Annotated in this window: 15 protein-coding genes; 7 read left to right on the plus strand and 8 right to left on the minus strand. The window is 69.7% G+C overall.

Features of this window, described 5'->3' with window-relative positions; genetic code table 11:
* Nucleotides 1–80: 80 nt before the first annotated feature.
* The 8 genes from QYS60_RS08605 to QYS60_RS08640 all read right to left on the minus strand — a co-directional run bounded on the left by QYS60_RS08605 (nucleotide 81) and on the right by QYS60_RS08640 (nucleotide 7,316).
* Complete coding sequence (locus QYS60_RS08605; RefSeq protein ID WP_371382911.1) at nucleotides 81–1,340, minus strand: hypothetical protein; 1,260 nt, start codon at nucleotides 1,338–1,340, stop codon at nucleotides 81–83.
* Nucleotides 1,334–1,885, minus strand: coding sequence for a nuclear transport factor 2 family protein (locus tag QYS60_RS08610; RefSeq protein ID WP_371382912.1), 552 nt, complete (start codon nucleotides 1,883–1,885; stop codon nucleotides 1,334–1,336). Before QYS60_RS08610 ends, QYS60_RS08605 begins: the two co-directional genes overlap by 7 nt.
* Nucleotides 1,849–2,097: a ferredoxin gene (locus QYS60_RS08615; protein WP_371382913.1), complete on the minus strand. Its 249-nt coding sequence runs from the start codon at nucleotides 2,095–2,097 to the stop codon at nucleotides 1,849–1,851. The genes QYS60_RS08610 and QYS60_RS08615 overlap by 37 nt, the downstream gene beginning before the upstream one ends.
* An 11-nt stretch (nucleotides 2,098–2,108) precedes the next feature.
* Nucleotides 2,109–3,461 (minus strand): cytochrome P450, encoded by a 1,353-nt coding sequence (locus QYS60_RS08620; RefSeq protein ID WP_371382914.1) that lies wholly within the window; start codon nucleotides 3,459–3,461, stop codon nucleotides 2,109–2,111.
* Entirely contained in the window at nucleotides 3,458–4,258 is an 801-nt protein-coding gene (locus QYS60_RS08625; RefSeq protein WP_371382915.1) for an SDR family oxidoreductase, read from the minus strand. The genes QYS60_RS08620 and QYS60_RS08625 overlap by 4 nt, the downstream gene beginning before the upstream one ends.
* Nucleotides 4,251–5,462, minus strand: coding sequence for a cytochrome P450 (locus QYS60_RS08630; RefSeq protein WP_371382916.1), 1,212 nt, complete (start codon nucleotides 5,460–5,462; stop codon nucleotides 4,251–4,253). The genes QYS60_RS08625 and QYS60_RS08630 overlap by 8 nt, the downstream gene beginning before the upstream one ends.
* 3 nt (nucleotides 5,463–5,465) lie before the next feature.
* On the minus strand, nucleotides 5,466–6,026 hold the full coding sequence (locus QYS60_RS08635; RefSeq protein WP_289378157.1) for a TetR/AcrR family transcriptional regulator: 561 nt from the start codon (nucleotides 6,024–6,026) through the stop codon (nucleotides 5,466–5,468).
* 66 nt (nucleotides 6,027–6,092) lie between these two features.
* Entirely contained in the window at nucleotides 6,093–7,316 is a 1,224-nt protein-coding gene (locus QYS60_RS08640; RefSeq protein ID WP_371382917.1) for a cytochrome P450, read from the minus strand.
* A gap of 86 nt (nucleotides 7,317–7,402) precedes the next feature.
* Between QYS60_RS08640 and QYS60_RS08645 the strand changes: the two genes are divergently transcribed.
* The 7 genes from QYS60_RS08645 (at nucleotide 7,403) to QYS60_RS08675 (ending at nucleotide 13,270) form a co-directional block, all read left to right on the plus strand.
* Nucleotides 7,403–7,996: a TetR/AcrR family transcriptional regulator gene (locus QYS60_RS08645; protein ID WP_371382918.1), complete on the plus strand. Its 594-nt coding sequence runs from the start codon at nucleotides 7,403–7,405 to the stop codon at nucleotides 7,994–7,996.
* 225 nt (nucleotides 7,997–8,221) lie between these two features.
* Nucleotides 8,222–9,694, plus strand: a complete 1,473-nt coding sequence (locus tag QYS60_RS08650; RefSeq protein WP_371382919.1) for an aldehyde dehydrogenase — start codon at nucleotides 8,222–8,224, stop codon at nucleotides 9,692–9,694.
* Nucleotides 9,695–9,707: 13 nt separating this feature from the next.
* Nucleotides 9,708–10,469, plus strand: coding sequence for an SDR family oxidoreductase (locus tag QYS60_RS08655; RefSeq protein ID WP_003936489.1), 762 nt, complete (start codon nucleotides 9,708–9,710; stop codon nucleotides 10,467–10,469).
* Nucleotides 10,466–11,332, plus strand: a complete 867-nt coding sequence (locus QYS60_RS08660) for an NAD(P)-dependent oxidoreductase (RefSeq protein WP_371382920.1) — start codon at nucleotides 10,466–10,468, stop codon at nucleotides 11,330–11,332. Before QYS60_RS08655 ends, QYS60_RS08660 begins: the two co-directional genes overlap by 4 nt.
* Entirely contained in the window at nucleotides 11,329–11,694 is a 366-nt protein-coding gene (locus tag QYS60_RS08665) for a carboxymuconolactone decarboxylase family protein (protein WP_003936491.1), read from the plus strand. The genes QYS60_RS08660 and QYS60_RS08665 overlap by 4 nt, the downstream gene beginning before the upstream one ends.
* A gap of 32 nt (nucleotides 11,695–11,726) precedes the next feature.
* On the plus strand, nucleotides 11,727–12,497 hold the full coding sequence (locus QYS60_RS08670) for an SDR family NAD(P)-dependent oxidoreductase (RefSeq protein ID WP_371382921.1): 771 nt from the start codon (nucleotides 11,727–11,729) through the stop codon (nucleotides 12,495–12,497).
* Nucleotides 12,498–12,610: 113 nt separating this feature from the next.
* Nucleotides 12,611–13,270 (plus strand): class I SAM-dependent methyltransferase, encoded by a 660-nt coding sequence (locus tag QYS60_RS08675; RefSeq protein WP_289378115.1) that lies wholly within the window; start codon nucleotides 12,611–12,613, stop codon nucleotides 13,268–13,270.
* The last annotated feature ends 2 nt before the right edge of the window (nucleotides 13,271–13,272 follow it).

The raw sequence follows: 13,272 nt of genomic DNA on the forward strand, positions 1-13,272 counted from the left end.
ATCGAACCGATGTGACATTCGGCCGGGGCGGGCCGGGGCGGGGCGGGACAGGACGGGGCGGAAAGGGACGGGCAAGACGTTCAGACGACGGTGAGCGGCAGAGGGATTCCCCGGTCGGCGAACGCGAAGGTCGCGCCGGTGCTGAAACGGGTGATCGCGACCTCGCCGCACTCGTTCGCGGGTTCGGCGTCGCGGACCACCTCGACGACGAGTGCGTGGGCGTCCTCGGACACCACGCGCGCGGTGAAGTGCGGGTCGACGCCACGCACCAGCGCCTGCAGGGGCCCGAGGTGGTGTCCGTCGATCAGGGTCGGCCACGATCCGTCCGTGTGGGCACCCCCGGACCGCGCGAGGCGCAGGTGCAGCCTGCCGGGCTCCCACCGGATGTCGCGCTCGACGTACTGCCTCGGCGCGAACACCGGATGGATCGAGAGCACCGTCGCCAGTCCTTCGAAGTCGCGCGGCAGCCCGAGGGCGTCGCGTAGCCGCTCGGCGGCCAGTCCGGCGATGCCGGTCAACTGTTTGCGGGCGAGGGACAGCGCGGTGTCCTCGTCGGTGCGTTTGCGCACGCCGAGAAGGAATCCCAGCGTGAGCAGATGCTGTTGCAGGCACACCTCCTCCGCGATCCGCACGAGCGCCGAGTGCGAGAAGTCCGCGAACCGCAGGTCGGAGAGCAGGGGTCCGGAGTAGTCGCCGAGTCCCTCGTCCGCAGGGTCGATCGTGCTCAGTTCCACCGCAGCGGCTGCGGTACTGCCGATCGCCTCGGTGTGCGGTGCGGTCTCCGGCGGCACGTGCGACGGGTCGATCGTCACCGTCCACGCGCAGTGCGGGTGGCGGTCGGCCGGCCGGCGCGGGGGCCGGTGGATGGGCCGCACCTGCGCGTGCGGATTGGTGGCGAGAGCGGTCGCGTCGAAGGTGGGGTCCTCGATGTCGTGGCACATGGCCGTCACGTACGCCTCGCCCAGGGGTTCGACGTCCATGAGCGCGCCGCAGTGGTCGAGCCGGAACTCGCCGTGGTCGTGGTCGTCGACGCGGAACCGGAAGTCCATGAACTGCGGCGGCGCACCGATGTCGAGTTGCAGCCCCTTGAAGATCGTCTCGACGCCGTCGCCCTCGTACTGCAGGGCGCGCTGCATGCGCCGGGTGTACCACGGGCTCGACGCCTGCCACTCCTCGACGGCCACCTCGGCCATCCCCTGCCGTCCGAACGCCGAGATCACATGCGCCATCCCGGACCGGTCGACGAGCTGGCCGCACAGCAGCAGTTCGGGGACGAGGACGGCGAGGTCCGACCGGGTGAGCGCGGCGAACGAGTCGCGGACGTTCACCGGGCTCACCACAGCGGCACCGGCGCCTGCCCGGCCGGATACCAGCCGGGCAGGCGCTTCGTCGACGCCGACCGTTCGATCCGCTCGTTCATGCCGTCCGACAGGGTGCCGGCGGTGATCATCTCCAGGAACAGGTGGGAGACGTTGCCGAAGTCGAAGAAATCCCGCTGCCAGGACCACCGGAAGTCCCCGCCGTAGCGGAACCAGCTGCCGCCGAAGCCGTACACCTCGTAGTGCGACCCGTCGTCGCGGGTAGCGTCGGCGACCTGCTTCCAGAAGCCGATGACGTCGCCGGTCCGCTCGTCCACGACGAACCGCTGGTAGGGGTACTGCCATCCCTCGAGGCCTGCCATCTCCTGGCCGAGGGCGAGTTCGCGGATCTCCTCCCTCCCGACGGCCATGAAGTCGTTCTCGGGACCGTAGTTCCACCCGTAGGTCGCGTCCTCGGTGTACATCTCGGCCAGGGGCTTCCAGTCGCCGGCCGCCTCGGCCCTCTTGTTGGCTCCGATCCAGCGTTCGATCATCTCGTCGAGTTCTGCTCGGTCGAACGGTGCCATGACGTGTCTCCTCGGGATCGGTCCTCGACGATGCGGAGGGCTCGGGTGGGGCAGTACCGTACGGCGGATTCGACGTCGCCGCGCCGGTTTTCGGGTATGTCGTCCATCAGGATCCGGACCGTGCCGTGCCTGGGAACGCCGAAGACGTCCGGTGCTTCCAGCGAGCACATCGCATGCCCCTGGCACAGGTCGAGGTCTGCTTCCACTTTCACGGCGCGTGTCCTCACATCCGGCGGCGGTAGCGCACCGCACACGGCTGCGCGAGCTGCACCACCATCTTGGAATGGTCGTTGCGGTAGGTTCCGGACGGCTGGGACATTTCGAATTCGTAGTCCCGCAGCAGGACCGAGAAGATCGCCTTGAGCTGCATGAGGGCGAACGCCGCTCCCACGCATCGGTGCCGGCCCGCCCCGAACGGGATCCAGGTCCAGCGGTTGACGATGTCTTCCTGCCGTGGATCGATGTAGCGGCCCGGATCGAACGAATCGGGCTCCGGAAAATCTTCCGGGATGCGGTTGGAGATCGCCGGGGTGGCGCCGACGAGATCGCCCGCCCCGATCCGATACCCCTCGACCTCGAAGTCGCCGCGCGCGACGCGCAGCAGCAGGATCAGCGGCGGGTGCAGCCGCAACGTCTCCTTCAGGACCGCCTCGAGCAGCGGGATCTGCCGCAGGGCATGGAAACTCACGCCCTCACCGTCGGCATAGAGGACGTCGAGTTCGTCGGTGACCCCGCGCAGGTACTGCGGGTTGCGCAGCAACTCGATCAGTGCCCAGGCCGCCGTTCCCGACGTGGTGTGGTGACCGGCGAACATCATCGAGATGAAGATGCCGGTGATCTCGTCCGCGCTGAACCGCTTGACACCGTCCTCGTCCTCGATCGAGACGAGGACGTCGAGCATGTCGCGATCCTCCTTGCCCCTGGGCGGGTTCGCGATGCGGTCGACCATGATCTCCTCGACGAGGGCGACCAGCCCGCGCCGCGCCTCGTCGCGGCGACGGAAGCTCTCGATGGGCGCGTAGGGGTCGACGAAGGCGAGCGCGTCGGTGCCCTTCTCCAGGTCGTGGTACAGGCGCGCGAACCGGCTGTCGAGCCGGTCGCGGAACTTCTTGCCGATCAGGCAGGCCGAGGACGTGTAGATCGTCAGCTCCGCGAAGAACTCCAGCAGGTCGATCTCCCCCTCGTCGCCCCATCCCGCGACGATGTCCCGGACCTCGCGCTCGATCGTGGCCGCGTGGCCCTTCATCTGTTCGCCGCGCAGTGCGGAGTTGTGCAGCATCTCCTTGCGGCGCTCGGGACTGGCGTCGAAGACCACACCCTGGCCGAAGACGGGCTTCATGAACGGGTATGCGGCCTGCTGGTCGAGGTCCTCGTCGGCGGAGCGGAAGAAGAACTCGTTGGCTCGCGCCCCGGAGAGCAGCACGACGTTGCGGTCGGCGAGCCGGAAGACGCCGACGTCGCCGCACTCCTCGCGGACGCGCTTCAGCAGACCGATGGGGTCGGTGCGCAGCTCCTCGAGGTGGCCGTGTTCGTGCTCGCCCCCCGAGACGCGCGTGGGTGTGATGATCGTGGTCATGCGGGGTCCTTTCCCCGGGAGTCCTCCTGCAGAGGCGCTTCCGGCTGTACCTCGGTGAGCACCAGGTGGGTGCCGCGCGGGGCCGAGACGACGGCGACGACGGCGTTCGCGATCTCGGAGGCGCGAAGGAAGTACGAGTGCCGCGCGAAGCCCCACCTGGTCCAGTCGGCGATCAGCGGTTCGATGACCTCGGCGGGGGCGTCGAGCCCCATCCCGGTCTGCGTCGGGCCCGGACGCACCACCGAGGCGCGCACCCCGGTGCCCTCGAGTTCCATCCGCATCTGGCGCACGAGCGCCTCGAGACCGGTCTTGGCGGCGACGTAGGCACCCATGCGGGGCCGCGCGACGTCGGCGCAGTCCGACCCGATGACGACGAAGTCGCCGCGGCGCCGTTCGATCATTCCCGGGAGCACGCGATGGACGAGACGTTGCGTGCCCACGAGATGGACGTTCACCTGGGACTCGAACCGGTCCGGACTCATCTCGTGCACGAGCCGGAAGTCCATGTCGCCGGCGCCGGACAGGACGATCTCGGCGGGGCCCAGGGCGTCCTCGGCGGCGGTGACGAACTCGTCGACCGAGTCGGTGGACGACACGTCGAGGACGTGTGCGAAGGCCTCGCCGCCTTCGCCGCGGATCTTCTCCGCGAGGGCCTCGCACTGTTCGACGCGCCGGGCGCCGAGGGCGACGGGGTGACCGAGCGCGGCCAGCGCGAACGCGGTGGCCGCGCCGATGCCGGAGGAGGCGCCGCTGACGATCGAGGGCCGGCGCGGCGGGTTGGGCTCGAATCTAGGCATGTCGTCGGGCCACCTCTACGGGAAGGGCCGCGAAGCCTCGGACGTTGGTGGAGTGGACGCGCTCGCATCGGTCGAAGTCGACGTCGTAGTCGGCGACGCGCGCGGCGAACTGTGCGAGCGCGATGTTCGCCTCGAGACGCGCGAGGTGGGCACCGAGGCAGAAGTGCACGCCGCGACCGAAACTGGCGATCTTGGAGGCGCTGTCGCGGCCGATGCGGAACGTGTCGGGATCGGCGAACACCTCGGCGTCGCGATTGGCGGAACCGATGAGGAGCAGCACCTTGTCGCCCGCACGGATGGTGCCGTCGTGGAGGCCGATGTCGGTGGTGGCGGTGCGCGCGACGATCTGACTGGAGGTGTCGTAGCGCAGGGTCTCCTCCACCCAGCCGGGGACGGCGTCCGGGTTGCCGAGGACGCCGGCCAGCTCGGTCTTGTTCTTCGCACCCCAGTACAGCGCGTTGCCGAGGAGTTTGGTGGTGGTCTCGTTGCCCGCGACGACCATCAGGAACATGAAGCCGATGATCTCGTCGTCGGCGAGGCGGTCGCCGTCGATCTCGGCGTCGAGGAGGGCCGAGGTGAGATCCTCGGCTCGGTGAATGCGGCGGTGCGCCAGCAGGTCCGCGTAGTAGCCGACGAGTTCGAGCGATGCCTCCATCGCCGCGACGGGGACGTCGAGCACGCCCTGCTCCCGGTGCACCACCAGATCCGCCAGCCGGCGCAGTTCGGCCCGGTCGGCCTCGGGCACACCCATCAGTTCGGAGACGACATCCATCGGGAGTTTGCCGGCGAGGTCCGCGATCCAATCGAATTCGGCCTTCTCCAGCGATGTTTCGAGGTATCCGAGAGTCAGTTCGAGGATGCGGCCGCGCAGCTCGGCGACCTGGCGGGGGGTGAATCCCTCGGAGACGAGCCGGCGCATACGCATGTGGCGCGGGTCGTCCATCGCGAGGAACGACATCACCTTGTGGGCGTGAGGTCCGTAGGCCGACGGATCGAGGGAGACGCCGTTGGCGCTGGAGAGTCGGGTGTGGTCGCGGAAGGCCGCGACGACGTCGGAGTGGCGGGACAGGGCCCAGAAGCCGAGGTCGTCGTTGCGGTAGAGCGGCGCTTCCTCGCGCAGACGCCGGTAGAGCGGGTACGGGTCCTCGTGGAAGCCGTAGTCGTAGGGATCGAACAGGAGCGGTTCGAGCGAAGCCTGAGTCATGCGCTACTCCAATAGCAGTGCGGCGGAGGTCTCCAGCCGATCGGCAATCTTCTCGTAGGTTTCGTATCCCATTCCCGCGCGGACGAGGGCGCCGGCGTAGAGCATTTCCAGCGCCTCGATCTCGTCGGGATCGGCGTCGGGGCCGAGGGCCGTCGCGAGCCGCGCCCGGATGTCGAGGCCGATGCGGGTGCGCAGGTGTTCGACGTCCGGATCGCGGCCGAGCAGTGCGCTGGTGACCGCACCGGCGAGTTCGGGCTCGTCGGCCATCATCAGCGCGACGTTGCGCAATACCGCGACCACCCGGGCGACACGGTCGGTCGTGGCCGCCTCGGGTTCGGGCGAGGCGGCGAGCCGACGCCAGAACACTTCTGCGACAAGGTGTTCCTTGGACGAGAAGTAGGTGTATGCGGTCGCGGGTGCGACACCGGCCCGGGCGGCGACGTTGCGGACGGTCAGTCCTGCGAACCCCTCTTCCCGCAGGACCTCGACGGCAGCGCGCGTCAGGCGATCCACGGTGTCGGCCTGCTTCTCGGTGAGACGGCGGCGAGTGGATTCGAGATTCACATTTCTGGACACGTGTCTGGACATTACTACGGTCGCCTGTCCGAGGCAACGGTCTCGGGATACCGGTCAACCCCTCGGATACACCCGCACGGGCATGGATTTGATGCCGTTGACGAAGTTCGAGCGCAACCGCCGGACCGGCCCCGCGGGCTCGACGCGCTCGATCCGGCGCGCCAGGGTCTCGAACAGGATGCGCAACTCCAGTCGTGCCAGGTGGGCACCGAGGCAGAAGTGCACGCCGGTGCCCCCGAACGCCACGTGCGGATTGTGGCTGCGCCCGATGTCGAAGACGTGCGGGTCGTCGAAGACGTCCTCGTCCCGGTTCGCGCTCGGGTAGTACACGACCACCTTGTCCCCCGCTCCCACGGGCTGGTCACCGATCCTCGCCGGGCACGTCGGGGTGCGCCGGAATCCCAGCACGGGAGTGACCCAGCGGAGAATCTCCTCGACCGCGCCGGCGGCGAGTTCCGGTTCGGCCTGCAGGCGGCGCCACTGCTCCGGATGGTCGACGAACGCCTGCATGCCGCCGGCGGTGGCGTTGCGCGTCGTCTCGTTCCCGGCCACCACCAGCAGCACGAAGAACATGTCGAACTCCATCGCGGACAGCGTGTCGCCGTTCTCGTCCGGCTGGACGAGCCTGGTGACGATGTCGTCGCGCGGCTCCATCCTGCGCGCCGCGGCGATCTCGTCGGCGTACAGGAAGATCTCTGCCGCGGCGAGTTCGCCGTCGGCCCGGGTGTTGCCGTACTCCGGGTCGTCGAACCCGATCATCCGGTCGGACCAGTCGCAGAGCCTGCCGACGTCCTCCCGGGGTGCACCGAGCAGGGCGGCGATCACCTCGAGCGGAAGCGGAGCGGCGGCCACCGGTACGAAGTCGACGACCGCACCGTCGCGGCCCCGCTCGATCAGATCGTCGACGACGCGGTTGCAGATCTCGCGGATGTGCCCCTCGAGCGTCCGGACCATCCGGGGCGTGAATCCGCGGCTGACAAGCCGGCGCAATCGGGTGTGCTCGGGCGGATCGAGGTTGACGAGCATCGCCGCCTGTTTGAGGCGGGTCTCCTCGTCGAACTCGTCGATCTGCGTCGTGCCGAGCGCCGACGAGAACGTGGCACTGTCGCGCGAGACCGCGATGACGTCCGCATGCCGCGTCACTGCCCAGTAGCCGGGTCCGTCCTCCTCGTCCTGCCGGTAGACCGGACAGCTGCGCCGCAGCTCGTCGAAGAAGGAGTGCGGGACGCCTTCGGTGTAGAGGTCGGGGTTCTTCAGGTCGATACGTGATGCCGTCACGGGACCACCTCGCACGTGTTTACGAATGACCGTCGTTCAGAAACTACACACATTCGTCAGAAATGGAAGACCCGTAGGATGTGCGCATGGGGACCGAAGGGAAGAGGCCGGTTCGCCGCCGAAATCTCAGCCGCGAAAAGGTGATCGACGCGGCTCTGGCGGTGGTGGACGAGTCCGGCTGGGAGCAGCTGACTATGAGCACGCTCGCCGGCCGTCTCGGCATCGTCACCGCCTCGCTCTACAACCACGTCCGCGGACTCGACGACGTCCGCGGTGAGATCCAGGTGCGGACGATGACCGATCTCGGTGCCCGGCTCCGCGAGGTGGCAATGGGCCGCAGCGGACCCGAGGGCCTGCGCGCCCTCATCGATGCGCACCGGGCGTGGGCCGCCGAGCATCCGCACCGTTACCAGGCGCTGACGGCGGAGCCGAGCAACCGCAGCGCCCTGCTCGCGGCGGCTCTCGACGCGAATTCGGCCCTCCGCTCGATGCTCGCCTCGTGCGGGGTGCCGGAAGAGGACACCCTCGAGGCCGCGGTGAGCCTGTTCACCGCGATGCACGGGTTCGCCGTGATCGTGCGCAGCGGCTTCCTCGGCGACGAACTCGACCTCGACCGCATCTACGAAAACGTGGTCGCGGGCGCGCTGGCCGCCGCTCGCGCCGCCTCCGCGCGATCCTGAGTCCGCCGTCGTCGGGGAATCCGCAGACCTTCCCGGGGCCCGTTCACGCGTGCCGTCGCCGCCGCGCCGGTCGGCAGCATTGCGCCACCCCACGGGCCGAACTATAGTCCAGACAGCTGTCCAGAAAATGAGGGGCATCACATCGTGCCGCCGCCGGCACCCGGCGCTCCTCCGGACCCGTTCCGATACCGCCCAGCCACGCCGCCCCGACGAACGGAAGCACCGATGTCCCTGATTCCGACCGGCAGCTCGGCCCTGCTCGTCGACGGCAAACTCGTTCCCGGTTCGGGAGGCACGTTCGACGTCGTGAACCCGGCGACGGAGGAGGTGCTCGGCACCGCCGCCGACGGCACCGCCGCCGACACGGACGCCGCGCTCGAGGCAGCCCGTCGCGCCTTCGACACCACCGGCTGGTCCCGCGACCACCCCTTCCGCGCCCGCTGCCTGCGTCAGCTCCGCGATGCTCTGCGCGGTCACCTCGAGGAACTGCGGGCGATCACCATCGCCGAGGCCGGCGCCCCCCGGTTCCTCACCACCGGGGCCCATCTCGAGGGACCTGTCGGCGACCTCGGGTACTTCGCCGATCTGGCCGAGAACTACGCGTGGCGCCAGGATCTCGGCAACGCTGCGCCGATGGGCATCCCCACCCACCGCTACGTGCTCCGTGAGGCGGCCGGTGTCGTCGGGGCGATCACCCCGTGGAACTTCCCGCACCAGATCAACTTCGCCAAGCTCGGGCCTGCGCTCGCCGCCGGCAACACCGTGGTGCTCAAACCCGCGCCCGACACCCCGTGGTGCGCCGCGGTCGTGGGCCGGATCCTCGCCGAAGAGACCGACATTCCACCGGGGGTCGTGAACATCGTGACCTCGAGCGACCATGCCCTCGGCGCCCTGCTCGCCACCGACCCGCGGGTGGATCTCGTGTCGTTCACCGGATCCACCGCTACCGGCCGGTCGGTGATGCGCGCCGCCTCGAACACCGTGAAGAGGGTGTTCCTCGAACTCGGCGGCAAGTCGGCATTCATCGTGCTCGACGACGCCGATCTCGGCGCCGCATGCTCGATGGCCGCCTTCACCGTGTGCACCCATGCCGGACAGGGCTGCGCCATCACGACCCGTCTGCTCGTCCCCCGTGACCGCTACGAGGAGGCGATCCGCGTCACCGCCGACGCGCTGCGCGGCATCCGGCCCGGCGACCCGGACGACCCCGGCACGGTGTGCGGTCCGCTGATCTCCGAGCGCCAGCGTGCACGGGTCGAGGGCTATCTGAGGCTCGCCGTCGAGGAGGGCGGGACGATCGTCGCCGGCGGCGGCCGTCCCGCCGAGCACGAACGTGGCTTCTTCGTCGAACCGACACTGATCGCCGGGGTGGGCAACGACGCACGGGTCGCCCGGGAGGAGATCTTCGGGCCGGTCCTCGTGATCCTCCCCTACGACGGCGACGACGAAGCGATCCGCATCGCGAACGACTCCCCCTACGGCCTGTCCGGAGCCGTCTGGGGCACCGACGAGGACCGGATCCGCAGAGTCGTCGAGCGGGTCCGCACCGGCACCCTGAGCGTCGACGGCGGGATCTGGTACGCCGCCGACGCCCCGTTCGGCGGCTACAAGCAGTCCGGAACCGGCCGTGAGATGGGTGTGGCCGGCTTCGAGGAGTACCTGGAGACCAAGCTCGTCGCCGAACCGGCGGCGCGGTAGGGAGGCTACCGACATGACGCGCAACGCAGGACGTTTCGTCGACCGCACCGCGATCGTCACCGGATCGGCCCAGGGCATCGGTGAGGCGTACGCCAAGGCTCTTGCCGCCGAAGGCGCTTCGGTCGTCGTGGCGGACATCGACACCGAGCGCGGCGAGCACGTGGCCGAGCAGATCGTCGCCGACGGCGGGACCGCCGCCTTCTCGCGCGTCGACGTGTCCGATCCCGGTTCGGCCGTCGATCTCGCCGAGTTCACGGTCGAGACGTTCGGCGGCATCGACCACGTCGTCAACAATGCCGCCATCTACGGTGGCATGAAACTCGATCTGCTGCTGACGGTTCCGTGGGACTACTACAAGAAGTTCATGAGCGTGAACATGGACGGCGTGCTGAACGTCACCCGCGCGGTGTGGCCGCACATGACGGAGAGGGGCGGCTCGATCGTCAACCAGTCGTCGACCGCCGCCTGGGTGTATTCGGGCTTCTACGGCCTGGCCAAGGTCGGCGTCAACGGCCTCACCCAGCAACTGGCCGCCGAACTCGGCGGGTCGAGCATCCGTGTCAACGCGATCGCCCCGGGACCGATCGACACCGAGGCCACCCGCACTGTCACTCCGAAAAGCATGGTGACGGACATGGTTTCCAGGCTGCCGCTGAAACGTATGGGCACGCCCGAGGACCTGGTGGGCATGTGCCTGTTCCTGCTCTCCGACGAGGCGGACTGGATCACCGGACAGATCTTCAATGTCGACGGCGGCCAGGTGATCCGCTCGTGACCCGGCTCGGCTGCATCGGCCTCGGCAACATGGGGGCGCCGATGGCGAAGCGACTGCTGGACCGGCCGGGTGGGCTCACCGTTCTCGACACTCGACCCGAGGCCGTCGCGCCGTTCACCGCGGCCGGCGCGCGAGCCGCCGACGACCCCGCCGATCTCGCGCGCGAATGCGACATCGTCTGCATCACCGTCGTCGACGACGCCCAGGTCCGCACAGTCGTGGCGGGGCTGCTCGGCGCCGCGCGGCCCGGCACGGTCGTCGCGGTCCACTCGACCGTCGCCGACACCACCGCCGTGGACCTCGCCGCCGAATGCGCCGAGCACGGAATCGAACTCGTCGATGCTCCCGTCAGCGGCGGGGCACCGGGCGCCGAGCAGGGCCGGCTCGCGGTGATGGCCGGCGCCTCCGACGCGGCGTTCCACACGGTGCGCGAGCCGTTCTCGTGGTTCTCCGACCTCGTCGTGCACGCCGGTCCGGTCGGCGCGGGCACCCGGATGAAGCTGGCCCGGAACCTGCTGCACTTCGTGTCGTTCACCGCGGCCGCGGAGGCGCAGCGCCTCGCCGAGGCGGCCGGACTGGACATCACCGCGCTCGGGAAGGTGGTCCGCCACACCGACGCGATCAGCGGGGGCGCCGGGGCGATCATGCTCCGGGACACCACGGCACCGATCCCGCCGGACGACTTCTGGTTCCCGATCCTCGACCACGTGCGCGCCCTCGGTGAGAAGGACCTGTCGCTGGCCCTGGGGCTCGGCGCCCGGCTCGGCGTCGACCTGCCCCTCGCGGCGCGCGCGCTGGGCGACCTCGGTCCGGGTCTCGGGGTGGGTCGAGGCGAGGACGCAGGACGGAAGGAGCCCGCATGACCGACGACCGCCGCCGCCGTGGCCTGGACATGATGTCGCAGGTGTACGGCTGGGAGATGCAGGACGGACCCGGCGACCATTTCGCCGTCACCGCAGACCACCTCTTCGCCGACATCTGGTCCCGGCCCGGACTCAGCATCCGCGACCGGCGGCTGCTGCTGCTCGGCGCGCTCACCGCGCAGGGGCTGATCGACGTGGCCGAGATCCAGGTCGGGGCGGCACTCCACAACGAGGAACTCGACGAACGGCAACTGCAGGAGATCGCCCTGTTCCTGTGCCATTACGTCGGGTGGCCGCTCGGCACCAAGCTCGACTCGATGATCGGCGGCGTGCTCGCCCGGCGCCGCAAGGCGGCGAAATGAGCTGCCGTCGGTGCGGCGCGAGGGAGTGAGCAGTGCAGGACTTCGCGGACCGGCCGGGCGCGGCCCTCGTGGCAGGCGGCACCGGCGGGATCGGCCGGGCGGTGTGCCGGATGCTGGCCGAGCGCGGCAGCGACGTCGCCTTCACGTTCCACCGCAACGACGCGGCCGCTGCAGATCTGGAGACGGAACTGCGTGCACTCGGCGCGACGGTGCTGGCACTGCAGGTGGAGCTGAGCGACAGCGCAGCGGCCGCCGGGGTCGTGGACGCGGCCGTCGCAACCTTCGGTGCGCTGCACACTCTCGTCCACGCGGCGGGACCGCACGTGCCGATGGTGCACCTGAGCCGGGTGACCCCCGCACAGTTCCGGGACCAGCTCGTGGGCGACGCGGGCGCGTTCTTCAACCTCGTCCACGCGGCACTGCCCCGGCTGCGGGAGTCGCGGGGCAACATCGTCGCCGTGACGACGGCGGCGACCCGCAGGTTCCCGGTCCGGGACGGCCTGTCGGCCGGACCGAAGGGTGCGGTCGAGGCCCTCGTGCGGGCGCTGGCGGTCGAGGAGGGCCGATTCGGGGTGCGGGTCAACGCGGTGGGACCCGGCATGCTCACCGACGGCACGGCCGCCCGGCTGATCGGGTCCGGGGACCTCGACGAGCACGCACTGTCGGTCGCGCGGAACAACATTCCGCTGCGATGCTTCGGCGACGCCCACGACGTCGCCGAGGCCGTCGCCTTCCTCGCCTCGGACCGGGCGGACTTCGTGTCCGGGCAGATGCTCGCCGTCGACGGCGGTTACGGCGCCTGACCTGCCTCGGCGGCTCGTCGGGTGTCGCGCCGGAACCGGTGGTGGGTACTGTGTTTCCAATACGTACCGCTTCCGAGCACACCGTGGACCGCAGCGAACGGAGACAGATCATCATGCCCCGCACCACCCTGCCCCGGGAGACGATCGAGCTGGCCGAGGCGACACCGGGTTTCATGCCGATCGACGAGGGCACGGCCCTGCACGACGCCGCAGTGCGGTACCTCGGTGACGGGGTCGGCGTCGAGATCGGCACCTACTGCGGACGCTCGACCGTCTATCTCGGTGCCGCCGCGAAGGCCACCGGGGGAACCATCGTCACGATCGACCATCATCACGGGTCCGAGGAGCACCAGCCCGGGTGGGAGTACCACGATCCGGCCCTCGTCGACCCGCACACCGGGCGTCTCGACACGGTGGGACGGTTCCGCCACACCCTGGCCGACGCGGACCTCGAATCCCACGTCGTGGCGGTGCTGGGACGATCCGGCCAGGTCGCGGAGTTCTGGCGGACGCCCGTGTCGTTCGTGTTCGTCGACGGTGGTCACAGCAGCGAGGCGGCGCAGGCGGACTACGCGGGCTGGGCGCCGTGGGTGCGTGTCGGTGGCGCCCTGATCATCCACGACGTGTTCCCCGACCCGAAGGACGGCGGTCGCCCCCCGTACGAGGTCTACCTGCGCGCACTCGGGAGCGGCGAGTTCACCGAGGTGTCGGTGACCGGTTCGCTGCGCGTGCTCGAACGCACGTCCGGCACCGCCGGAGTGCTGCCGGGCTGACG

Origin of the sequence: Rhodococcus sp. GXMU-t2271, assembly GCF_041414735.1 — a bacterium.
In the GTDB taxonomy this organism is placed as follows: domain Bacteria; phylum Actinomycetota; class Actinomycetes; order Mycobacteriales; family Mycobacteriaceae; genus Rhodococcus; species Rhodococcus indonesiensis.